Raw genomic sequence first — 21,719 nt, 5'->3', positions numbered from 1 at the left:
TGACCGACAACAGCGAGGTGCTGTTGTCTATCTACAGAACGAATCTGGTCTCCAGCTGACCCAGCTCTATTTCTTCGGTCCCTTCTTGCTCGCACGCGGCGTCAAGCTCTGCCCGAGGTTGAGGGGCTGACGCAGGTCTGGCTGCTCCGAAGGTGCTTGGTCTGCCTGATTTTCTAGCTTCGGCTCTGGACCGGTATATCCATGCCCAGTACCGGCCTGCCATGGGGCCGCAGGTGCGTTCTGGTCGTGAACAGATTGGTACGGCACGGCTGGCTGAGGGTTGGCCCCTTGCTGACGCTCGGACACCGCCGCCTCGTCCCGTGCTCGACCGGCTTCTTTTGCCTGCTCGTTTCGATCTTTGTGCCACTGCTCATTCGGCGTCAGCTTCGGCTCCCGCCCCTGCAAACGGTCGATGCTGTCCGCGAAGCGCCGCAACGGCCCCTTACGTGTAACTGGTGGTGGGCCATTGTCCCCTCCAATCGATGCCGGCGTCTGACGCCCTTGCAGCGAAGGGCCGGACGCCTGCTGACCTTGCTGGACGGCCTGTTGTTGTGAAGCAACCGGTGCAAGAACTCCAGCAGCCAGTAGCCGTTGGACCTCCGCGGCAACAGCTTGAGGAACCTGCTCAGCTACAGCCTGCTGAACCCGCTGTTCGAAGTACTGGTTCTGCTGCTCAACAGTCTGTTTGAGCCGGTCGTCGAAATGTTGGTTCTGTTGGTCGAAAGCCTCGCGTACGGCGTTGAAAAACTGTTGGCTGTCGTTCTGCAACTGATTCTGCTGCGCGGCCTGGTGTTGCATTTGTTGCCGGACTGCTGATAGCTGCTCGCCTTGCGCCTCAAGTTTGTTGTGGTCCATCCGGACGGCTTGGACAACCTGGCCCAGTTTCTGCCCCTGATCAAGCTGTCTACCTTCAAGCGACTCGATCTTCGCGACCGGCTCGGAGTGTTCGGCGACCGCCTGCTCCAGGGCATCGATCCTGTCGCGCGCTTCCTTGTGCTGCTCCAACGGATCCGTGTCAACGTCGAGCTTCTTGGCGAGTTGTGCCTCGCGTTTCTCGATCGCCGCCTGGTCCTTCAACTTCGACCGGACAATCGTCCACGCGACATCCACAGCAACACCGGCGCCGAGCACCGTGATCAATTCCCACGACCCGCTGTTCAGCGCCAACCCGCCCGCCAAAGCCACCCTGGTAGGAAGCGTTATCGCGAACTTCGCGCCAGCGTCAGCCGTCTTCTCCCAGAAACTCTTCGTCTCATCCTTGTCCTGGATCGTAACGAGGCGAGCAAAACGCGACCGAACCTTGGGCGACGTTGCCGCTGGCAACGCCGCCCGAGGCTGGCTCTGGATCGGGTCGGGCGTGGTCATGACGGTTGCAGATACCCGCAGCGGGTAGCGACTATCGACGGAACCGCCCGAGCAAACATCACGGACAGCTCATCAAGGGTGAACGTGCCATCGGTCGGCAGCGCTTTGGAGTAGGTCTGAATCTCCACTGACATGCTCGACACGTACGGCATGCCTCGAAGCATCGCGTAGGCATCGTGATACAGCTCAAGCACAACTTCGCCCCGGCGACTCAGGCGAAACGTGTCGGGATGCTCCTTCGTGTTTCCGGAGCCTTCGGCGAGCAGGTGCAGCTTGTAGTCCTGAAGGAACCGAGCCGGATCATCCGGGTCGTACTCGACCAAGATCTTGCTGTTCAGCAGTTTCTCGATCATGACTTCAGGATCTGGGATCCGCTCGTCGCCGGTTGTAAGTTTGAGCAGGTCAGCACGGTTGAAACGAACTTCGGCGTGCGCTTGCCGGTCCAGCATGGCGGTGGCCCACACCAAGTAGGCATCCTCGGTGAGCTGAAGCGATCCGTCTCCGAGTAGAACCTCATAGCAGGTCGGCTGATCGGCTGGTTCAAGTGGCCAGACCGGCCCGCTGTCGAAGCCGACCGGGACGATGACCTTGGGCATGTACATGCACCTTCCGTTGACTACGCGATGACGCTGCGCTCAGTCTAGGGACGGCGTCGACGGATATCACCCGATTCCATCGCACTCGGTAGTGGCCGAAGGCAACCGATCGCGCAACCAAGATCATCGCCTGCCGATACCCAGCAAGCACCGCTGTGGCGTAGTGTCGCTGGCCTCCGCATCTGGGAGCCGTTGAGGCGGCTTAGCGTCGCGGCCATGCCCAAAATCCCCGCCAGCGTCCCCATTGCGTTGGGAACCGGATCGCTGGTCGGGGCGGCCGTCTTCGGCGGGACGAGGTTTGGCTAGGGGGCTGAGGATCTCACTGAACAGGGTGCCGGTTCCGCCGTCGAAGGAGCCGCTGAAGTTCAGCCGTCCGTCGCGTCCGGTGTGCAGGTTTAGTTCGCGCCTGGGTTTCTCGTTCTCCCGTTCGGTGGGTGCGGGGCCGTCCGGGTCGAGGTGGTCATGGATACGTTGGCCGAATTCGACCAGGCGGCGGGCGGGGTAGCTTTTCGCGTGCTCTACCAGGGATGCCTCGGCGTCTTCGCGTTCTTTGATGTTGACGCGGGCGGGGAGTTTGTTGACGATGCCGATGATGGTGTCGATTCGAGAGTCGGCGAGTTCGCCTCGACGCATGGATTCGCTGACAATGCCAAGCTTGGGTGCGAGGGCTTCACCGGTCAGGGCTTCGCTGTTGCACAGATTCAGGGCTCGTTTGAGACGTCGTCCTGCTTCGGTGGGCGATAGCAGCAGGTTGTCTTGGAGCATGCCGATGGTGGTTTCGTGCCCGAGAGCCTTCCCGACCCTATTCTGGTGAATCGCCGCGACAATATCCAGCACCCGCGCTTGCCGGCGCCGGACGTCCTGCTCAGCTTCGCGTAGCAGGTCCGCCAGCTGCCGGGGGCGACACATCCAGAGCTCTGGAGCGTTGAGTTCCTCGCCGGCGGCCATGACACTAATTCTACCGCCGCCGCCGACAGTTTGACCGCGTTTCGCCTATCAGGAAATGGTCGTTTCTCAATGTCCCCAACAAAACGCAGAGCGCGCGCGTTCAACTTATCTGGACCGGAAGATTCTCGACCTACGCGAAAGAAGCGGCCTGCGGACAAGGTTCCAGCGGGCATGCATACCTCGGGATGTATCGTCTTTCTCAGACCAGGGCGCAAAGTTCGGTACGGGTTGTGATGCCGAGTTTGGGGTAGGTCTTGTAGAGGTGGTAGGCGACCGTACGCGGGCTGAGAAACAGCTGCGCGGCGATGTCCCGGTTCGACATTCCCTGGCCGGCGAGGACCGCGATCTGCAGTTCCTGAGGCGTCAGCGCCGCGAGTATGTCTTGGCGTACGGCCCCGGGCACGGTCGCTCCTGAGGCGCCAAGCTCCGCCTTGGCCCTCGCCGCCCACGGCCCGCAACCCAGCTCGTCGAAGGCACGCAGCGACGCCTCCAGTTGGACACGCGCGTCGACCTTCCGGCGTACGCGCCGCAGCCACTCGCCATAGAGAAGCTGGGTTCGGGCCAGTTCGAGAGGCCGGTCTACCGGACCGGCCAGGGCCGTCAGGAAGTGGTTCTCGGCGTTCGCGTCGGTGGCCGTCAAGGCGTGGCAGCGGGCCACGAGCGCGTCCAGCCAGGGCTGCCGAACGACCGCGGCCCAGCGCCGGAACTCGGCGAACGGCTCGGCGACCGCGTCCAGCCGACCCAGCCGGGCGGCAGCCTCGACCAGGTCGGGCCGGCATCGCAAGGCCGCGCCATGGTGCCGCGCCGGGCCGCTGACCAGCCGCGAAAGGCGGTTGAAGCAGTCCTGGACGCGGCCGTGACCGAGGTCGAGCAACCCGCGCGCGGACTGCGTCCAGGCGACCGCCGACAGGTGCGCACGAGGCTCGGCGGCGGCGATCTCGTACGAGGTGAGGCAGCCGCTCTCGTCGCCTCGGGTCGCGGCCACGTAGGCGAGGATGCTCGCCGCGTACGTCCGCCAGTGCGCCAACCCGGTGTGCTCGGCGAGCCGGGCCGACTCGGTGCCGGTCACCAGCGCTTCGCGGGGCCGGCCGGCGAAGGTCTCGCAAAGCGTCAGGGTGCCCATGCAGTCGGCCAGCGGCTCCACGGTGCCCTCGCGACGTGCGTTCGCGACGCTGCGTGCGGCGATCCGCGCGCTGTCGGCGTCCAGGCCCAGCGTGAAGGTGCAGTTGGCCACCTCGGTGAGGATCCGCGGGTCGCTGCCGGCGGCGGCGGCCTCGGCCTTCTCGACCAGGTCGGCCAGCGGCGGGTAGGTGGTGGTGTCGCGGCGCAGGATCGCCGCCGTACACCAGCGGGCAAGCCACACCACCGCCATCAGCGGGTGGTCGGCCGGCAGCCCGATTTCGCCGAACTGGTCGACGGTACGGGCGAACATCTCAGCGTCGGCCGGTGCCGACCACGCCGCGTGAAGCGCCTCGGCGACCAGCCAGAACGCCGGTTCCGGGTCGCCGCCGGCCAGCAGCGCGGCTCCTTGGGACAGCAGGTCGTGGGAGAGCGCGATGTTGCCGGAGTTGTATTCGGCCCGCGCCCGTACGGCGATCAGCCGGGCCCGCATCACCGGGTCGATGACTGCCGGCGCGGCCCGCTCGGCCCGCGTCCGAGCCCACCCCGGCCGGCCGCCGTGCAGACCGCTCTCGCAGGCCAGCACCAGCCGCCGGATCGTCGCCGCCGAGTCCTCACTCAGCTGGGCGGCCCGCTCGTATCCGCTGGTGGCGGCATCGAAGCCGCCGCGCGCGACGGCCCGGTCGGCGGCCGCCTCCAGCTCACCGGCGATCCGCTCGTCCGGTGCGGTGGCCGCCACCGCGAGGTGCCAGGCCCGCCGGTCGGCGTCGTGCTGGCGGCCGTACGCGGCGGCCAGCGCGCTGTGCGCGGCCAGCCGCCTGACCAGCGGCGCGCCGTGGTAGACGGCGGAGCGTACGAGCGGGTGCCGGAAGCTGAGCGTGCCAGCGGATTCGGTCACCAGCCCCGCCGCCTCGGCTGGTTGCAGGTCGGTGCTGCTGGCGCCGAGGTCCGCGGCCGCGGCCAGCAGGACCAGCAGGTCGCCGGTGTCGTCCGCGGCCGCGACCAGCAGCAACGCCTGGCAGGCGGGCGGGAGCGCGCGCACCTGGTGGTGGAAGGCGTCCTGCACACGACTGGTGAGCGGCAACGGCAGCGGCCCGGCCGTGGTCGAGACGACCGCCGGCAGCTCCAGCAGCGCGAGCGGGTTGCCGTGGGTCTCGGCGACGAGTTGTCGGCGTTGGTCGTCAGTCAGGTCCGCATGGGCTTTGAGCAGCAGAAGCGCGTCCGGCTCGGCCAGCCCGGCCAGCCGGCGCTCCGGGAGTCCGGTCGAGACCAGCACCTCGGCGTACTCGCGGGCGGCGAAGAGGACGGCGACACCCTCGCGGTCCAGCCGGCGGGCGGCGAACAGCATGGCCGCCACCGACGAACGGTCCAGCCACTGGGCGTCATCGACCAGACAGAGCAGCGGGCCAGTCTCCGCGGCCTCGGCCAGCAACGCCAGCACGGCCGCGCCGATCGCGAACGGGTCGGTGGGGACGCCACCGAGCCCGAAGGCGCCGTCCAATGCCGCCCGCTGGGCCGGCGGGAGCTTGGTCGTCTGGCCGAGCACTGGCCGAAGGACGAGGTGCAGGCCGGCGTACGGCAGCGCCGCCTCGGACTCCGCTCCGACGCAACGCAGCACCTGCATGCCGTCGGCCTTCTCACGCGCGTAGTCCAGCAGTGCGGTCTTGCCGATGCCGGGTTCGCCGCGCAGCACCAACGCGCCGCTGACACCGCTGCGTGCGGACGCGAGAAGCGCGTCGATCGCGTCCTGTTCGACTGCCCTGCCGGAAAGCACGGAACATACCCTACGGGCCGAAGTACTGATGCCGATGCGGATTCCGGCAGTCCCCGCCGTCCGTACGTTCGTAGTCACCGACAGTCGTACTGACCAGGGAGAACTGAGATGAACCTCGAAGACCGCAATGCCATCGTGTACGGCGCGGGCGGCTCGATCGGCGGCGCGGTGTCGGCCGCGTTCGCCCGCGAGGGTGCCCGGGTGTTCCTCGCCGGGCGTACCCGCGAGCCGCTGGAGCTGGTGGCCAAGAAGATCACCGCGGCCGGCGGCCGGGCGCAGGTCGCGGTGCTGGACGCGCTCGACGAGCAGGCGGTCACCGACCACGCGCAGTTGATCGTGGACACCGCCGGGAGCATCGACGTGTCCCTCAACGTGGTGAGCGCCGGCGACCTGCAGAACGTCCCGCTGGTCGACATCACGGTCGCCGACCTCACCCGGCCGGTGGTCAACCGGCTGACCACTAACTTCATCACCGCCCGCGCCGCCGCGCGGCACATGGTGCGGCAGGGTTCGGGGGTGATCCTGGCGCTGGACAGCGGGTCGGCCCATGGCAGCCCGATGATGGGCGGAACGGGACCGGCGGACGCCGCGGTCGACACCTTCGTCCGCAACCTGGCCCTCGAGATCGGGCCGCGGGGTGTACGGGTGGTGGGCATCTGGACGGCCGGCCTGCCCGAAACGCTGTCCGCCGAGAAGATCGCGGCGCAGAGCGGGACGCCGATCGACGAGGCCACCTTCCAGGGCATCCTGCAGCACCTGGACGGGATGCGGATGACGAAGCGATCGCCGACGCTGGCACAGCTGTCCGCCACCGCGGCGTTCCTGGCCTCCGACCACGCCGGCGCGATCACCGGCACCTTCGTCAACGTCACCAGCGGCGTCTTCGCCAGCTGACCCGTTCATCAGCAAGGCCGGAGGGAAATTCCCATGAAAACAGTGACAATAATGCTCGTCGCGGCGGTTGCCGGTGCGCTGCTGACGCCGGCCGCCGCCGCGACGGCGAGCGATCCGATAGCCCGTACCGAAAACGGGCTGGTACGCGGAAAGTCCGCCGCCGGCTACCAGGTCTACAGTGGCGTCCCGTTCGCCGCGCCACCGGTCGGCGACCTGCGGTGGCGGTCGCCGCGGACAGCGCATCCATGGACTGGCGTACGGGACGCGACCCAACCGTCGCCACGGTGCGCGCAGACCGATGGCGCGCACGCGCGTACCGAGGTGGAGGACTGCCTCTACCTGGACGTGACCACACCGACCACGGCCGGTCGCAAGCCGGTGATGGTCTGGCTGCACGGCGGCGGCAACAGTTTCCTGAACGCCAGCGACTTCGACGCGCACCGGCTGGCCGTTGGCGGGAACGTGGTGGTTGTCTCGATCAACTTCCGGCTCGGGGTGTTCGGGAACTTCTCCTTGCCGCAGCTGGGAAACACGTCGAGTTTCACGCTCCAGGACCAGCAGGCCGCGCTGCGCTGGGTGCGCCGCAACGCCGCCGCGTTCGGTGCGAACCCTGCCAACGTCACGCTTTTCGGTGAGTCCGGTGGTGGTTACGACGTGTGCGGGCAGCTCGCCTCGCCGGCCGCGCGCGGCCTTTTCGACCGCGCGATCATGCAGAGCGGATCATGCTCGATGACGTGGCCTGTCAATGGCATCAAGGTCGGCGATCCAGCCGGCTCGCCGTGGATTTCGGTGCCGCAACTGCGATCCCGCAGTGCAGCCCTCGCCGCCAAGGTGGGGTGTACGGACCCGTCGACCGTCGCCGACTGTCTGCGTCGGACGCCGGCCGGCGCGATCATCGACGCCAGCCCGACCCCCGTCACGACCCCGCTCGCGTACGGGAATTCGACGTTGCCCGAACGCCCGGACCTCGCCCTCGCGGCCGGCCACTTTCCCCGCGTTCCAGTGATGTCCGGGACCACTCGGGACGAGGCCGCGCTCACCGTCGGCTTCATGACTGACGAACAGCTCGCGTACGGGCGGCTGCTCCAGCAGGAATTCGGCGCGGCGGCACCGCGGGTACGGGCGACTTATCCGGCCAACGACACCGATCCGTGGGCGACCCGAGCGGTCGCGCTGACCGCCGCGCACACCGACCGGGTCTGGAGCTGTGGGCACCTGACAGACGACCGGCTGCTCGCGCAGCAGACCACGGTTTACGCGTACGAGTTCGCCGACCGTGACGCCCCGACCGGCTTTTTCGCCTTCCCGCCTGGCTTCCCGCCACGCGCCTACCACTCATCGGAGGTGACCTATTTCTTCGACCAGGGCTTCCCGTACACCTTCCGGCCCGACCAACAGCTACTGTCCGACCAGCTGATCAGCTACTGGGCGACCTTCGCCGCGAACGGCGATCCGAATCGCGCCGGGCAACCACACTGGGCGCCATTCACCGGCCGCAACGCGCAGTCACTGGCGCCGGCCGCGGTGCGCGGCGTCGATCTGGACGCCACCCACCACTGCCAGTTCTGGTCTACTGTCTGACCCGTCCCGCGCCACTAACATTCTATCTCTCGAAGGGAATACTCTAATGGATCACCAAAAGGTCATGAACGAGTTGACCAAGCCCATCTCGCAGGAACTGATCAACTCGGCCATTCCGGCACGGTTCGCTTTCAACGGTGAAGACGGCTTTCCGCGGGTCGTTCCGATGGCGTTTCACTGGAACGGGGCGGACATCGTCATGTGCACCACGACAAACTCACTGAAATACCCGGCGCTGCGAAAGTTTCCGAAGGTGGCGCTGACCATCGACACCGAGGGTTTCCCGCCGCGGGTGTTGCTGATTCGTGGCACCGCCAGCACCGAGGTGGTGGACGGGATTCCGCAGGAGTATATCGACGCCTCGCACAAGATCGTGCCGCTGGCGGGGCACGCGGAATGGGAGGCGGGCGTACGGTCGCTCTATCCGCAGATGGTGCGGATCACCATCCACCCGGAATGGGCGCGCCTGCAGGACTTTCAGACCACCCTGCCGCAGAACGTGGAGAAACTGATCCGCGTCGCACAGGCCGCACAAGGCGGCAGCGCTTAGGGGCGATCTCGGCCAGCAATTGTTCCCCAACCTGAAGAATCAGCCGCGCGGGGTCCGGGCCGTGGTGCTCTCGCACCACCTCGGCCTCGATCCGGACCCCGCCGGACAGGTCGACGGCGTGGAACAGCAGGGTGGCGGGCCGCGTCGGATCGGCCGGTCGACCGCCATCGTGCGCCGGCCGACGACCAGTCGCGGCGTGGGATGGGCGTGGTCGTAGCCGAGATGCGAGTGGCTCCGATTAAAGCGCGCCTGCGCTTCGGTACGTGGCCACTGTTACCGAGTACGGAGGTAGCACGATCGAGGTATTGCCAGCCTGGGACCACGTCGTGATTCCGCTGGCACTCGTCTGGCTGACCCTGACCTCAGTCGTGGGGCACGCGCCATCGACGGAAATCGTCTCTGGTTGCGTTGTTGCACCACTTGTGTTGATCAGTAGGACTTTCACCGTCGCGTTCGGCAGTCGTACCGCGTGCGTGGAGACCCCAGCGGTGGCGGTGGCGGTCGCGATCCACGTACCGGTCGGGACGGCGACCGAACCGAACAGTTTCTCCGCGTAATAGGTCGCGAACGGAGTTCCGGCCGCACTCTCGCACACTTGACCGGAGTTTGCGGGAAGGCAACTTCCGCTGGAAATCAGGCCGAGGTCAGCGCCCGGTGCTGGTTGGTTCAGTCCGCTGTAGAGCGCGAACCAGTGCGCCGAGGTGACGCCGTGTTCCAGCAGTGTTGCCTGCGCGTCGGCGAGGTACGCGGCATTTCCTGTTGTGGTGGTGTATTCGTTGCCGGCGGGAAAGGAATTCACCTCACCGACGGTGATGGTCACCTGGTGCCCTTGGTGGTGGTCGAGGTCCGCTCGCATGGCCGCCAGAGTCGCCGGCACCGTACGCACGGCCGCGAGCGCTCCGGTGATCGTCGGGTCCTCGTCAGGGTGCCTGGGCAGTCCGTGGATGTCCACGTAGTCGATGGCGCTGGTCAGTCCCGGCGTGGCGACGACCGCACGGTTCCACGCGGTGAAGTATTTCGCCTGGTCGTCCGCGTTTTCCTGGCCAGCAACGACGGTCGCCAACTCGACGCCGATCCTGATCGTCGGATCGACCGCCTTCATCGCCGCTGCGAACGCGATCACGTCCTTGGCGTACCGCGTCCCGTCGAGCTCTGGAGGTTCCGGGCTGGTGGTGGACACCCGGTTGTTGGGCTCAAAAATCTGGTCGAGCCACACCTCTGCGCCGATCATCCAGTTCTGGACGCGGTCATGGCGGACGTTGTTCGCGTAGTTCACCCAGGCCGCCGCCTCAGCCGCGGTGCCGGTTCCGTAATTCACGTGCACAGTGGTGCGCACGCCTGCGCGACGGGCGGTCGCTTCGAACTCATCGAAGGTGAAGGTGGGGCGCAGGCCGGTCCAGTCGCCAAAAAAAGGGGCGTCGCGAGCGGCGTCGGGATCCGGTCGCAACTGATTGTGCCGCCAGTCGTAAAGATCCAGCGGCGCGCCAGCATCAAAATCGAGGGTGCCTATGCCGGCGCCCCGGATCAGCTGGGTCGTTCGCGCATCCTTGAGATGCGGGTTCCAAAACGGTACGTCGGCGCCAACCGCGCCCGGCTCGATCCTGGCCAGCGCCTTCGTGGGATGCACTTGGACTGTGCCTGTTGACTGGGCCGCGGCTGGGTTCGTGCTAGCTGTCAGCACCGTGGTGGTGACAGCTAGTACGGTGGCGACTGCTCTCTTGATGCGCATCGTTTCTCTCTCCACGTCCCAGGTCTGGATATTTGGAGCTAACGAAAATATGCACTGACTCCAAGTTTGGGATGATAGCAGAAGGTGATAGCATGTCGACATGGCCGAGATGGGGTTGCGGGCAAGGAAGAAGCAGCGCACGCGGCTGACGATCTCGACCGCGGCGACGGCCCTGTTCGAAGAACGCGGGTTTGAGCAGGTCACACTCGCGGAGGTCGCACGGGCGGCGGAGGTCTCCGTCAACACGATCTTCAACTATTTCGGCACCAAGGAAGACTTGTTCTTCGATCGGCAGGACGAGGCGATCGCGGCGCCGGCTGGCGTTGTTCTCGGTCGCGCGACCGGCCAGTCCGCGTGGTACGCGTTGGTGCATGACAGCCTGCGATCCGATCCGCTCTTCACCGCGGACGAGCTGAATCGGGACTGGTTGCGCACCATCGACGAGAGCCCCGCACTGCGAGCGCGCGTTCGCGAGATCATGGATCGCCGTGAAGAAGAACTGGCCAGCGTCCTGGCCGCGGCCGGTGACGGTTCCGCGAACCCGGCCGTCGTCGCGGCCCTCATCGGCGGGGCTCATCGGGCGATCGCCGCGGACCGCCAAGCCAGGTTTCGCGCCAACCAGGCGATAAGGACGATCCGAACGGCGTTGGCTCGGCTCACCGCTGGTTCCTATGCCTTGCTGGAGCCATCAATCGGCACGTACGCCACCAAGGCAGCCCCGCTCGACGGAACCAGCGCGTCGGTTACTTAGGGAGAACCAGCCCGTACAGTAGAGGTGGATCTCGCGGGCCGGCCGAAGCGGCGAAAACCTGCGCAGCGCGTCCGACGCGGCACCCGGCTGGGAGCGCATCGACGCCCGCTTCGAACGCGCCAGCACCCTGCTCCTGCCGTCCGACCGAGCCGCCGAAGGACGTACCGAACCGGTCCAGATGTCCTGATCAGCGGGTTGGGGTCGTGCCGCCGTCGATGGCGTATTCGACTCCGGTGATCCAGCTCGCGCGGTCGGAAGTCAGGAAAGCGACCAACTCAGCCACCTCTTCGGGTCGGCCTGGCCGGCCCAGCGGTACGCCACCGAGCTGCCGCATCAGTTCCTGTCGGGCGGCTTCGCGATCGCCATCGGTGGCGATTCGGTCGAGCACCGCTTGGGCCCCTTCGGTCTCGATGAACCCGGGCAGCACCGCGTTGACCCGTACGCCCACTGGGCCCACCTCGGCGGCGAGTCCCTTGCTGTATATGGAAAGCGCGGCCTTGGCTGCGCTGTAGAGAAGTGGACCGGTGGTCGGCATGCGGCCCGCGATGGACGTGATGTGCACGATCGCTCCGGAGCCTTGGGCGATGAGCGACGGCAGGAATGCCCTGTCCAGCCTGACCGCGGAGAGCAGATTCAGCTCCAACGTCCGCTGCCAGTGCTCGTCGTGGTAGGTGGTCGCCGGCCCCGGCTCAACGTCGTACCCGCCAGCGTTGTGTACGACGATGTCGATCCCGCCGAATATCCGCAAGACCTCCCTCGCAACCTGGTCCGTCCCTTTGCTGGTGCCAATGTCGGCCTTGATGAACAGCTCTGCCTTTGTTGGCGCGGATGATCGCGCGGTGGTGGCTACTCGTACGCCCGCATCGGCCAATCTGGCCACGACGGCGGCACCAATTCCTTTGGTACCGCCAGTGACCAGGGCGCGTTTGCCTTGAAGGGATGGCTCGATGAATGCCGTGCCGGTCATGGTGGGGGTCCTCTCCGGTGTCCTGGTGAGAACGACGTTATCGGCGGCTCGTGAGACGATCCATGGTTGAATATCTCAACTTTATGTCCCATCGTCTCAATGCTGATACTCTGAGGCAGTGGATCTGATAGGCGACGTGCTGGCTTCGATGCGGTCGGGAGCGCCGCTGTCGTCCCGGTGCCGCCTTCAGGCGCCGTGGGGCATGCGGTTCGCGCCGGTCATGGGAGTGGGATTCCACGTGCTCCTGCAGGGCTCGGCCTGGCTCGTGCCACCCGGCGGCGGTGACCCGCTGCGGCTGCAGGTCGGCGACATCGTCTTTGTTTCGCACGGTCGCGGTCACGCGCTGGTCGACTCCCCGGGCGCCATCGAATACGAGGTGCCGCCGGACGCGCAAGGCGATGTCCCGGAAGATCTCGCCATTCCCAACGGATCCGGGGCGCCGACGACGTTGCTTTGCGGGTCGTACATTTTCGGTGACCGCCGGCCGCATCCGCTGATCACCGCGTTGCCCGAGGTGATTCACCTGCCCGCGCGGATCGGCCCGGACCCGGCGATCCGGTCGGTCGTCGATTTGCTCGGCGCCGAGCTGGCCGATCGCGGCGCCGGCTCCAGCGCCGCCGTGCCGGCGCTGCTGGATCTGCTGCTGTTGTACGTGCTGCGTGGCTGGTTCGAGCAGCAGGCTCGTACCGGCGCTGGCGGTTGGGCGGCGGCACTGAACGACCTGTCCATTCGCAACGCCCTCCAACACATCCAGAATGAGCCCGCCGAGCCGTGGACGGTGGCCACGCTCGCCGACCGCGCCGGAATGTCCAGGGCCACCTTCGCCCGGCGCTTCAGCTCCTTGCTGGGCGAGTCGCCGCTGGGCTATCTCACCTGGTGGCGGATGACCAGGGCCGGGCAGCTGCTCACGCTGACCGACGATTCGATGGCCGCCATCGCCAGTCAGGTCGGATACCAGTCCGAATTCGCGTTCGGCAAGGCATTCAAACGTGAGTTCGCGGTGGCTCCCGGCGCGTACCGCCGCCAGCGCCGGACCCCTGGACGGTAGACTGACGGCCGTTTGGCCGTACGAATGGAGGAGATCGCATGGCGCTCGACAGGCCCGAGGTGGACCCGCCCGAGGGTCCGGCGCCGGACTACCTGGATATTCAGGATCTGGTGGTGGGGGACGGAGTCGAGGCGACCAAGGGCACCAACGTCTCGGTGCATTACGTCGGGGTCGCCCACTCGACTGGTGAGCAGTTCGACGCGTCCTGGGACCGCGGCCAGGCCTTCACCTTCCCGCTCGGCGGTGGACGGGTGATCAAGGGCTGGGACATGGGCGTCGTGGGCATGAAGGTCGGCGGCCGTCGCAGGCTGGTCATCCCAGCGCACCTGGGCTACGGCGACCGGGGAGCGGGCGGGGCGATCAAGCCCGGCGAGACGCTGGTGTTTGTCGTCGACCTGTTGAGCGTCGGCTAGCCCCAGCCCATCCGGGTGAGCACATGTCGGACCTGGTAGCGCGGCTCGCGGAACGCATTCCGGAGATCACCGAGCTGGCGGTCCAGGCGGTGTTGCGTGAGTTGCCGTATTACCACCAACTGCCGCCGGCCGCCATCGAGGTCGACGTCCGCGAGATCGCTCGCTTCAATCTCGAGCTTTTCGTTCGTGGTATCGAGCAAAGCCGTCCACCGACCGAGCAGGAGATAGCTCGGATCTCGCATTCGGCGTCCCGGCGGGCGCAGGAAGGCATTCCGCTCGGGCACGTGTTGGCGGCGAACTACATTGGCACTCGCGCCTGCTGGGAGGCGGTCGCCGCGATGGCGGGTCCCAGCGAGGCCGCCGATGTCAGCAGGCTCGGCTCGTACGTCATCGACTATCTTTTGTTGCTCAGCCAGGCGGTCACCGATGGCTATATCGAAACCACGATGGCGGTGGCCGGCCATGATCAACAGGCCCGCGCGGAACTGATCGAGGCTGTCGCGGCGGATCGGGAAGCCCCTGAGCTCTGGGAAAAGGCCGGGCTGCAGCCTTGGCGTGACCGTACCGTGGTGGCGTTGCGGCTGGCGCCGCCCGCTGTTGGCAGCGACATCACCATCGCGGTGGACGGTCGCCGGCGTAATCGGGAAATTCGGGAGGCGCTGTCGGTCGCCGGTCCGATCTTGGACTCGCTCTCCGCGACCGGCGGAATTGTCCTGCTGTCCGGCCGATTCTCGTACGAGCGACTGACCGCCCTTATCCAACCGCTGATGACCGCGAACTGGGCCGGCGGCTGGTCCTGTACGGACGTGCCGGCGGACACCGGGGCGGCCATTCAAGCGGCAACAGAAATCGCCGAAGTGGCGCAGCGGTTGAAATTCCCACCCGCGGTCTACCCCTTGACACAGGTCCTGTTCCAGGTGCAGGTGACCCGGCCCGGTCCTGCCCGTACGGCTCTGCTGGAATCTCTTGCTGTGGTTGAGAAAAACGCCGACCTTTGGTCGACTTTACAGGCGTATCTGGACTGCGGCGGGAATCGCCGGGAATGTGCGCGGCTGCTGACCGTACACGTCAACACCCTCGACTACCGGCTCGGCCGGATCCGGATGCTGACCTCGATCGATCCCACCCAGCGCGAAGGCTGGCTGACGTTCGGAGCGGCCCTGACCGCGCACCGGTACGTCAACGGTTAAGCGTCCTTTGGAGATTGTCACAAACTCGCGAGACAAATTTCGGGACGTTGTCCACTAGCTGTGGCGGTGGCCGGTAGACGATGCTGTGTCCCAGTTCATACCTGGGAGGGGACGCGGATGCGCTCGTCTACACGCCTGCATCGTCGGGCCGGTCTGACCGCGGCAGCGATGGCTTGCCTGGTGATGTCGCCGGTGGCCACGTCGGCTGCCCCGCTCAACTACGTGAACATGGGCGACAGTTACAGCGCGGGCAGCGGAGTCCTGCCGCTGGCCAGCGGAATCACCCCGCTGTGCGCGCAGTCGTCGCGGAATTGGGCGCACGACCTCGCGACCACCGCAGGCTTCCGGCTGACCGATGTCTCCTGTGGCGGAGCACAAACTTCCCATTACACAAACGCCCAGTATCCTGGCACGCCACCGCAGCTCGACGCGCTCTCCTCGGCCACCCAACTGGTCACGATGACCATCGGTGGGAACGACGAGAACACGTTCATCTCCGCCATCGTGGCGTGTGGCTCCGCCGGCGTCCTCACCGGCGGCCAGGGCAGTCCCTGCAAGAACGCGTACGGCGACATGTTCGCGAACACCATCAACAACAAGGTCTATCCGAACATCGTCAAAGCCTTACAGGCTGTGAAAACCAAGGCGCCGAACGCTCGGGTGCTCATCGCCGGCTATCTTTCGATCCTCCCGCCGACCAATGGCTGCTTCCCGTCCATCCCGATCGCGACCGGCGACGTTCCCTATCTCGGCGGAATCCAGGCGACGCTCAATGGCGCGGTAAAGCGCGCCGCGGCGGCCACCGGCGCCACGTACGTGGACCTGACGGCGATTTCGCAAGGCCACGATGCCTGCCAGCCAACCAAAAATCGGTGGGTCGAGCCGCTGTTCGGTGCCAACGGGCTGAGCATCGTCCACCCCAACGCGACCGGTGAACAAGCGATGGCACAACAGACCTTGGCGACTTTGTAAACGGGGGTCTTGGTTTGGTTGCACCCCCCGATCGGGAATTTCTCCTTGATCGTCCCGGCTGACGCCCGTCCTCTCGGGTTGCCGAAACCTCCATGATGGAGAACGACCTGCGGTCCGCGGGCCATCTTTGTCAGTCAAGGAGAGGAAAAGCATGTCCATCGCAGTCGACGACTTCGACCTCGACATCCGGCTCGACGAGGCACTTACCGTGCAGGCGTACGAGATCCCGTCGTGCTCGGATACGAACATCACGGTCGGCCGACCGTGTATCAGCATCAACGCGAGCTGTCACCCGGACTGCAACCACACCACGAACTGCGGCTAAAGGCAGCGGTGAGGCAGCGGGCGGGTCAATTCTGACGACCCCCGCTGCCTCACCGCACATCAACGTCACCGGTCAGTGATGGAAGCTGCTGGCGGCCTCGATGGCCTGGACCGGGCCGGGCTGGTTGGCCAACTCCGGGAGCAGCCGCTCGATGTCGGCGACCAGCATGTCGGCGAGGTCGGGGGAGAATCCGTTCCGTACGACGATCCGTAGCGCGGCCAGGTCGGTGCGGTTTTCCGGGAAAGTGTAGGCCGGCACCTGCCAGCCGCGCTCGCGCAGCCGCCGGGACACGTCGAAGACGTTGTACGCGGTGATCTCGGGTTTGGTGGTGAAGGCAAAGACCGGAAGCTCGTCGCCGCGGGTCAGCAGATCGAACGGCCCGAGTTTCTCCACTCGCAGGGCCAACTCCATCGCGGTGTCGCGGGCGGCTTGCTGGACGACTCGGAAACCTTCTTGGCCGAGCCGCAGAAAAGCGTAGTACTGGGCGGCGACCTGGGCTCCCGGGCGGGAGAAATTCAGCGCGAAGGTCGGCATGTCGCCGCCGAGATAGTTGACCTTGAACACCAGTTCCGCTGGCAGCGCGTCATGATTCCGCCAAACAATCCAGCCGACGCCCGGGTAGACCAGACCGTATTTGTGGCCGGACGTGTTGATCGAGGCGACCCGAGGCAGCCGGAAATCCCACTCGAGGTCCGGATCCAGGAATGGCGCGATCATCGCGCCGGACGCGCCGTCGACGTGCATCGGGATGTCCAGGCCAGTACGGGCCTGCAGGTCGTCGAGGGCGGCGGAGATTTCCGCGATTGGTTCGTAGCTGCCGTCGAAAGTGGACCCGAGAATGCCCACCACGCCGATGGTGTTCTCGTCGCACAGCGCGGCCGCCTCGGTGGCCGAGATCCCGAACCGGTCCCCTTCCATCGGGACGTAGCGCGCTTCGACTTCCCAGTAGTTGCAGAACTTTTCCCAGCAGACCTGCACATTGATGCCCATGACCAGGTTCGGCCGGCCTTTCCCGCCACGATTCTGCCAGCGCCGCTTGAGCGCCATGCCGGCGAGCATGCAGGCCTCGGACGACCCGGTGGTCGAGCAGCCGATCACGTCGGCGGGGTCGGGGCAGTGCCACAGGCTGGAGAGGATGTTCACGCAGCGCTGTTCCAGCTCCGCGGTCTGCGGGTATTCGTCTTTGTCGATCATGTTCTTCTCGGCGCATTCGGCGATGAGCTTGGCCGCCTGCGGCTCCATCCAGGTGGTGACGAAGGTGGCCAGGTTGAGCTTGGCGTTGCCGTCCAACATGAGTTCGTCGTGGATGATCTGGTACGCCGTGTCCGGCGCGATCGGTCCGTAGTTGAGACAATGACAGGGTGGCCGGACATCCTGGCAGGGCACCGGATGCGCCTCGTTCAGGATGGGGTTCGCGGTGGCCCGTACGGGCTTGGCCCGGTGATTGCCGCGGTGCAACGCCATCGGGGAATCCTCTCGTCGTTCTCTCGAATTGCGGCCACGGTCGCACGGGAATGCGAGGTCATGGGGCGGCCCCGGTGGCGGCGATGCGCATTCGGGCAGCGCTTGTATCTTCAGTTTTTCTTGAATAATGCCGATCCCGGCTTTACGGCCGGCTCGCAAATCGCTCGAAGAATCCCACTGTGGCCGGCCGGCGCCAGGTGTTTGGCGCTGTTTCGGTACGGCTTAGTGGTCGCCCTGGGGAGCGGAACGGTCCGATGGACCGCTCCTTCGGACCGGCAGACGTGCCCGAGCAGACTGCCTTTCGTGCTGGCGCCGAACAGCCGGGCTGGCGCCGCCAGTCGAGCCGGTGGTGTCCGTCATCTCCACATAGGACAGTCCAGGGCCGGGGGTCGAGTGTCGCGGAACCGGCGGATAGGGCATGATGTCAGTAAGCGCCGGGACCACATCGCAGCCAGCGCCGACCGATCTCACGGTTGGGCAGGGGCGGGTTATGAAGGTCAGCGCGTCCCGTACGCGGGAAGGCCTCGTTTCCCTGATGTCCCAGGGCGAGGTCGCTTTCCAAAAGGCCGTTAGCTGGGCAGCGGGCAGGACTGTGGCCCGCGGTTTTGGCCGTGGCCGGTGAGAGTGATGCCGACCGGGCCAGGGGCTGCTGCCTGGGTGCTCAGGGTGTCGCGGGCGGTGCAGACGAGTTGGTCGGCGGCCATGGTGGAGAGACTGTTGACATCCGCGGCCAAAGTGAGGGTGGCTTGGCCGGTCTGACCGTACGACAGGGTGACAGGTGCGATATTTCCTGGCACGGCACTGCTGAAACCGCGAGTACGCTCGCTGGGATCCGGTCCGGCGGCGAGCAGGTTGAGGGTTTGCTCAGGGGTCAGCTGCTCACTGGTGGCTCGTAGCACCTGGCTGAGTTTTCCGTCCAACACCAGATAAAGGGTGACGCCCTCGGCCGGGCCGCTCGGGGCGGCGTTGCCGGTGATGACGCCGCTGGAGCGTACGCCGCAGCCGGCGACTGCCATCGCCAGCGCGACGACGGCCAAGAATCGAAGCGTACGAACCATTACTTACCTCCGGGGTGGGCCTCGCGGGGCAGCCGCAGGGTGAAGACCGCGCCGCCGCCCTCGCGGTTGCCGGCCACCAGGCTGCCTTCGCGGCCTGCCGCGTCGCGGTGCAGGCGGGCGTTTTCCCAGGAGATGGCGAGGCCCAGGCCGCTGCCTTCGGAGCGCGTACGAGCCGTGTCGGCCTTGTAGAACCGGTCGAACACCTTCGGCAACACGGCCGGGTCGAGGCCCGGTCCGTGGTCTTCGACCAAAATCTCGACACAGTCGGCGTTTGCCCCCAACCGTACCGATATCGGCGGGGCACCGTGCCGCAGGGCGTTGCCGACCAGGTTCGCGACCATCACGTCCAGCCGTCGTGGGTCCAGCCGTGCGAAAACCCGCGGTGGCAGCTCGGTTCGCACCTGGTCCGACCAGCCGCGGCTGCGCAGGGTGGCGGCGATGGCGGCGGCCACGTCGACGGTGTCCAGGACGAGCGCCGCGCCGCCGGAGTCGAACCGGGAGATTTCGATGAGGTCGTTGACAAGCCGGGTGAGGTTGTGGGTCTCCTGGCTGACCTGCCGGGCGGCTTTGCCGGCATCGCCCGGAAGTTGTGGCGCTTCCTCGTCGAGCACGTCGGTGACCGCGGTCATCGCGGCCAGCGGAGTACGCAGCTCATGCGAGACGTCGGCGACGAAACGCCTCGCGTCCGCTTCCATTCTGCGCAGCTCGGCGACGAGCCGTTCCAGCGCGTCGGCGGTGTTGTTGAAGGTTTCCGCGACCCGCGCCAACTCGTCCGAACCTCGTACGGCCAACCGGGTCGTCAGATCTGCGTCACCCAGCCGGCGGGCCGCCTCGTCGAGCTCGCGTACTGGTCGCAGCACACTCCTTGCCGCCAACAGGGCCAGCAGAACAGCGAAAACCAGCGCGAGGACGCCGTACGAGAATGCGGTCAGCTGGATCTGGCTGATGCTGTTCTGTTCGGCGGACAGGCTGTGCACCAGATAAACTTCCAGGCCGGACGCGTGGGCAGGACCGTTTGGCGCGCCGATCAACAACTCGGTGCCGACCACCACGACCGGCTCGCCGCGGAACCACATTCGCTGCCAGACGACCTGGCCGCTGGTCACCGCCTGCCGCAGTTCGGCCGGGAACATGTCCGGGTCCAGGCTGCCGGCGGACTTTTCGCCTCGGTAAACGACCACCGCGGAGTCGAGTCGGTTCGACAGGGTGCCGGCGATCTGGTCCAGCCGATCCTGGCTGGGTGGCAGGTCGCGGAGCGGGAAGAGTTTCGCGAGCCGGTCGGTCAACGAGGTGACCGCGGTGTCCTGGGCTTTTTGCAGAATGACGTTGCTGGCCTTGTAATAGACCGCACCCGCGACCAGGGTCGCGGTGAGAACACCGAGCAGGGCAAAGGAAATCAGCAGCCGGGTACGAAGGCCCAGAGTTCGGGCGTCCAACCACCAGCGGAGTTTCACAGCGGCCCGAAGCGATAACCGAAGCCGCGTACGGTTTGGACGTAGACCGGCAGGGCCGAGTCGTCCTCGATTTTCGAGCGCAGCCGTTGGACGCACGCGTCGACCAGCCGGGAGTCGCCGAGATATCCGTGTTCCCACACGGCTTCCAGCAGGTGCTGCCGGCTCAACACCCGGCCAGCCGCGCCGGAAAGCTCGAGCAGCAGCCGAAGTTCGGTGGGCGCGAGCGCGATCGGCGTGCCGTTCTTGCTGATCACCAGCCCGGCCCTGTCGATGACCAGGCTGCCGTAATGTTCCAGCCCCGGCTGCTGCGCACCATTGTGCCGCGGCTCCGCGCTGGTACGCCGAAGCACGGCCCGAATGCGGGCCTCCAGCACCCGCGCCCGCACTGGCTTGACGATGTAGTCGTCGGCGCCGGCTTCCAGGCCGGCCACCACATCCATGTCGTCGTTGCGGGCGGTCAGCATGATGATCGGCAGGTCCCCGCTGGCCCGGATCCGCCGGCAGACCTCGAAACCGTCCATGCCGGGCAGCATCAGGTCGAGCACCACCACGTCGGCGGGCGCCGTTCGCAACCGCTCCAAACCCAGCTCGCCGGTCTCCGCCGCGTCCACCGTGTGGCCGTGCCGGGACAGCGCCATCCGCAGGCCGTCCCGTACGGCCTGATCATCTTCGATCAACAACACCCGTGGCATGGCCCCAACTATCCCAGCGCCACCCGGAGTCCGCTTGTCCACCTGTCGCGAGGTCGTGGCCACGCTACCTACCATCGCGCGCGTACGTACCGAAATTGTCCGCGTCTCGTCATGGTTCGGTAACAGCAGGCCAACTGTTACCTTCCGGTGACAGAGCTGAGGACTGGGTCGCACAATCATCGTCGACAGTGGACTCATGACCGTGCTCGCCGCCCGTCCCGGCCGCCTGCGGGACCGCCTTTTCGAGGCGGTCACCAACGTGCTGGCGATCCTCCTGCTGCCGATCGCGTTTGTGCGCCGGCCGGGCAACGCGGCGCAGCTGGCTTGCCAGTGGGCGCTGGGGCTGCGGTTTCCGGCCGAAAATCTGGACGGTCTCACCGTGCTGGCGAAAGCCGCTTTCCAGGCGGCGCGTACGGACGCGTTTTGGTGCGACGGCCAGCTGATCGGCCTGACCTCCGGTCACCGGGACGCGGCCGAACAACATCAGCTGTTCAATGACGAGGTTGTTCGCACTGGCTCGGTAAGCGCGGCCCGCCGGCACGTGTTACCGCCGGAGGAATCCACCCATGTCAAGGGAATCGCGATGGACGTACGGCCGGTGGAAGGCGCGCGCTGGCTGGAGGACAACGGCTGGCGCTATGACCTCTACCGTACGTACGACAACGAGTGGTGGCATTTCGAGCACCGGCCACAAAACCCGGGCCAGGCCCCGCGCCGGCTGCCACATCCGGGCTGGACCAGCCGGCCGTATTTGGTCAGCAGTGGCGAAACCACGCGTTGACGACTATCACCGGCCGTAGCGGCCGTAGCGGCCGTAGCGGCCGTAGCG

At 66.4% G+C, this 21,719-nt stretch carries 21 protein-coding genes; 11 read left to right on the top strand and 10 right to left on the bottom strand.

The window, feature by feature from the left end:
- Positions 1-66 precede the first annotated feature (66 nt).
- The 4 genes from ABD301_RS07730 to ABD301_RS07715 all read right to left on the bottom strand — a co-directional run bounded on the left by ABD301_RS07730 (position 67) and on the right by ABD301_RS07715 (position 5,802).
- On the bottom strand, positions 67-1,365 hold the full coding sequence (locus ABD301_RS07730) for a hypothetical protein (protein ID WP_344308467.1): 1,299 nt from the start codon (positions 1,363-1,365) through the stop codon (positions 67-69).
- The gene (locus tag ABD301_RS07725; protein WP_163566612.1) at positions 1,362-1,961 is read right to left on the bottom strand and encodes a hypothetical protein; all 600 of its coding nucleotides are present in this window, start codon (positions 1,959-1,961) and stop codon (positions 1,362-1,364) included. The genes ABD301_RS07730 and ABD301_RS07725 overlap by 4 nt, the downstream gene beginning before the upstream one ends.
- 123 nt (positions 1,962-2,084) lie before the next feature.
- On the bottom strand, positions 2,085-2,909 hold the full coding sequence (locus tag ABD301_RS07720; protein WP_163566613.1) for a DUF222 domain-containing protein: 825 nt from the start codon (positions 2,907-2,909) through the stop codon (positions 2,085-2,087).
- Between the two features lie 199 nt (positions 2,910-3,108).
- Positions 3,109-5,802: a helix-turn-helix transcriptional regulator gene (locus tag ABD301_RS07715; RefSeq protein WP_344308464.1), complete on the bottom strand. Its 2,694-nt coding sequence runs from the start codon at positions 5,800-5,802 to the stop codon at positions 3,109-3,111.
- Positions 5,803-5,910: 108 nt separating this feature from the next.
- Here ABD301_RS07715 and ABD301_RS07710 point away from each other — a divergent pair, with 108 nt between their 5' ends.
- The 4 genes from ABD301_RS07710 (at position 5,911) to ABD301_RS07695 (ending at position 9,044) form a co-directional block, all read left to right on the top strand.
- Positions 5,911-6,696, top strand: coding sequence for an SDR family NAD(P)-dependent oxidoreductase (locus ABD301_RS07710; protein ID WP_163566614.1), 786 nt, complete (start codon positions 5,911-5,913; stop codon positions 6,694-6,696).
- Between the two features lie 33 nt (positions 6,697-6,729).
- Positions 6,730-8,277, top strand: coding sequence for a carboxylesterase/lipase family protein (locus tag ABD301_RS07705; RefSeq protein ID WP_279578924.1), 1,548 nt, complete (start codon positions 6,730-6,732; stop codon positions 8,275-8,277).
- A gap of 64 nt (positions 8,278-8,341) precedes the next feature.
- Positions 8,342-8,827 (top strand): pyridoxamine 5'-phosphate oxidase family protein, encoded by a 486-nt coding sequence (locus ABD301_RS07700; RefSeq protein ID WP_344308460.1) that lies wholly within the window; start codon positions 8,342-8,344, stop codon positions 8,825-8,827.
- 61 nt (positions 8,828-8,888) lie between these two features.
- Positions 8,889-9,044 (top strand): hypothetical protein, encoded by a 156-nt coding sequence (locus tag ABD301_RS07695; RefSeq protein WP_344308458.1) that lies wholly within the window; start codon positions 8,889-8,891, stop codon positions 9,042-9,044.
- A gap of 21 nt (positions 9,045-9,065) precedes the next feature.
- On the opposite strand, the gene ABD301_RS07690 is transcribed toward ABD301_RS07695, so the two are convergent.
- Complete coding sequence (locus ABD301_RS07690; protein ID WP_344308456.1) at positions 9,066-10,556, bottom strand: hypothetical protein; 1,491 nt, start codon at positions 10,554-10,556, stop codon at positions 9,066-9,068.
- Between the two features lie 100 nt (positions 10,557-10,656).
- Here ABD301_RS07690 and ABD301_RS07685 point away from each other — a divergent pair, with 100 nt between their 5' ends.
- On the top strand, positions 10,657-11,307 hold the full coding sequence (locus ABD301_RS07685; protein WP_163566616.1) for a TetR/AcrR family transcriptional regulator: 651 nt from the start codon (positions 10,657-10,659) through the stop codon (positions 11,305-11,307).
- A gap of 187 nt (positions 11,308-11,494) precedes the next feature.
- Here ABD301_RS07685 and ABD301_RS07680 read toward each other — a convergent pair whose 3' ends face one another.
- Positions 11,495-12,274 (bottom strand): SDR family oxidoreductase, encoded by a 780-nt coding sequence (locus tag ABD301_RS07680; protein ID WP_344308453.1) that lies wholly within the window; start codon positions 12,272-12,274, stop codon positions 11,495-11,497.
- 118 nt (positions 12,275-12,392) lie between these two features.
- Here ABD301_RS07680 and ABD301_RS07675 point away from each other — a divergent pair, with 118 nt between their 5' ends.
- The 5 genes from ABD301_RS07675 (at position 12,393) to ABD301_RS07655 (ending at position 16,222) form a co-directional block, all read left to right on the top strand.
- Positions 12,393-13,322, top strand: coding sequence for an AraC family transcriptional regulator (locus ABD301_RS07675; protein WP_344308451.1), 930 nt, complete (start codon positions 12,393-12,395; stop codon positions 13,320-13,322).
- Between the two features lie 38 nt (positions 13,323-13,360).
- The gene (locus tag ABD301_RS07670; protein ID WP_163566617.1) at positions 13,361-13,735 is read left to right on the top strand and encodes an FKBP-type peptidyl-prolyl cis-trans isomerase; all 375 of its coding nucleotides are present in this window, start codon (positions 13,361-13,363) and stop codon (positions 13,733-13,735) included.
- 23 nt (positions 13,736-13,758) lie between these two features.
- Positions 13,759-14,925 (top strand): PucR family transcriptional regulator, encoded by a 1,167-nt coding sequence (locus ABD301_RS07665; protein WP_344308449.1) that lies wholly within the window; start codon positions 13,759-13,761, stop codon positions 14,923-14,925.
- Between the two features lie 117 nt (positions 14,926-15,042).
- On the top strand, positions 15,043-15,897 hold the full coding sequence (locus ABD301_RS07660) for an SGNH/GDSL hydrolase family protein (protein WP_163566619.1): 855 nt from the start codon (positions 15,043-15,045) through the stop codon (positions 15,895-15,897).
- A gap of 151 nt (positions 15,898-16,048) precedes the next feature.
- Complete coding sequence (locus ABD301_RS07655; RefSeq protein ID WP_163566620.1) at positions 16,049-16,222, top strand: hypothetical protein; 174 nt, start codon at positions 16,049-16,051, stop codon at positions 16,220-16,222.
- Between the two features lie 72 nt (positions 16,223-16,294).
- On the opposite strand, the gene gad is transcribed toward ABD301_RS07655, so the two are convergent.
- The 4 genes from gad to ABD301_RS07635 form a co-directional block, all read right to left on the bottom strand.
- Positions 16,295-17,686 (bottom strand): glutamate decarboxylase, encoded by a 1,392-nt coding sequence (gad, locus tag ABD301_RS07650; protein ID WP_344308445.1) that lies wholly within the window; start codon positions 17,684-17,686, stop codon positions 16,295-16,297.
- 569 nt (positions 17,687-18,255) lie between these two features.
- Positions 18,256-18,723 (bottom strand): hypothetical protein, encoded by a 468-nt coding sequence (locus tag ABD301_RS07645; protein WP_344308443.1) that lies wholly within the window; start codon positions 18,721-18,723, stop codon positions 18,256-18,258.
- 20 nt (positions 18,724-18,743) lie between these two features.
- Complete coding sequence (locus ABD301_RS07640; protein ID WP_344308441.1) at positions 18,744-20,180, bottom strand: ATP-binding protein; 1,437 nt, start codon at positions 20,178-20,180, stop codon at positions 18,744-18,746.
- A 14-nt stretch (positions 20,181-20,194) separates the two neighbouring features.
- A complete protein-coding gene (locus tag ABD301_RS07635) occupies positions 20,195-20,890 on the bottom strand; it encodes a response regulator (protein WP_344308439.1) in 696 nt (231 codons plus the stop codon).
- 196 nt (positions 20,891-21,086) lie between these two features.
- On the opposite strand from ABD301_RS07635, the gene vanY-N reads away from it, so the two are divergent.
- Complete coding sequence (gene vanY-N / locus ABD301_RS07630; protein ID WP_163566622.1) at positions 21,087-21,671, top strand: D,D-peptidase/D,D-carboxypeptidase VanY-N; 585 nt, start codon at positions 21,087-21,089, stop codon at positions 21,669-21,671.
- Positions 21,672-21,719: the final 48 nt, after the last annotated feature.

Origin of the sequence: Fodinicola feengrottensis, from assembly GCF_039530045.1 — a bacterium.
GTDB lineage: Bacteria > Actinomycetota > Actinomycetes > Mycobacteriales > HKI-0501 > Fodinicola > Fodinicola feengrottensis.
Note: the sequence above shows the minus strand (reverse complement) of the source record. Positions and strands in the feature narration are given on the sequence as shown.

Coding starts and splice junctions, on each gene's coding strand:
- ABD301_RS07700 (WP_344308460.1), top strand. CDS start 8,342: ATGAACGAGTTGACCAAGCCCATCTCGCAGGAACTGATCAACTCGGCC.
- ABD301_RS07660 (WP_163566619.1), top strand. CDS start 15,043: ATGCGCTCGTCTACACGCCTGCATCGTCGGGCCGGTCTGACCGCGGCA.
- gad (WP_344308445.1), bottom strand. CDS start 17,686: ATGGCGTTGCACCGCGGCAATCACCGGGCCAAGCCCGTACGGGCCACC.
- ABD301_RS07670 (WP_163566617.1), top strand. CDS start 13,361: ATGGCGCTCGACAGGCCCGAGGTGGACCCGCCCGAGGGTCCGGCGCCG.
- ABD301_RS07690 (WP_344308456.1), bottom strand. CDS start 10,556: ATGCGCATCAAGAGAGCAGTCGCCACCGTACTAGCTGTCACCACCACG.
- ABD301_RS07665 (WP_344308449.1), top strand. CDS start 13,759: ATGTCGGACCTGGTAGCGCGGCTCGCGGAACGCATTCCGGAGATCACC.
- ABD301_RS07705 (WP_279578924.1), top strand. CDS start 6,730: ATGAAAACAGTGACAATAATGCTCGTCGCGGCGGTTGCCGGTGCGCTG.
- ABD301_RS07685 (WP_163566616.1), top strand. CDS start 10,657: ATGGCCGAGATGGGGTTGCGGGCAAGGAAGAAGCAGCGCACGCGGCTG.
- ABD301_RS07710 (WP_163566614.1), top strand. CDS start 5,911: ATGAACCTCGAAGACCGCAATGCCATCGTGTACGGCGCGGGCGGCTCG.
- ABD301_RS07725 (WP_163566612.1), bottom strand. CDS start 1,961: ATGCCCAAGGTCATCGTCCCGGTCGGCTTCGACAGCGGGCCGGTCTGG.
- ABD301_RS07680 (WP_344308453.1), bottom strand. CDS start 12,274: ATGACCGGCACGGCATTCATCGAGCCATCCCTTCAAGGCAAACGCGCC.
- vanY-N (WP_163566622.1), top strand. CDS start 21,087: ATGACCGTGCTCGCCGCCCGTCCCGGCCGCCTGCGGGACCGCCTTTTC.
- ABD301_RS07720 (WP_163566613.1), bottom strand. CDS start 2,909: ATGGCCGCCGGCGAGGAACTCAACGCTCCAGAGCTCTGGATGTGTCGC.
- ABD301_RS07655 (WP_163566620.1), top strand. CDS start 16,049: ATGTCCATCGCAGTCGACGACTTCGACCTCGACATCCGGCTCGACGAG.
- ABD301_RS07635 (WP_344308439.1), bottom strand. CDS start 20,890: ATGCCACGGGTGTTGTTGATCGAAGATGATCAGGCCGTACGGGACGGC.
- ABD301_RS07730 (WP_344308467.1), bottom strand. CDS start 1,365: ATGACCACGCCCGACCCGATCCAGAGCCAGCCTCGGGCGGCGTTGCCA.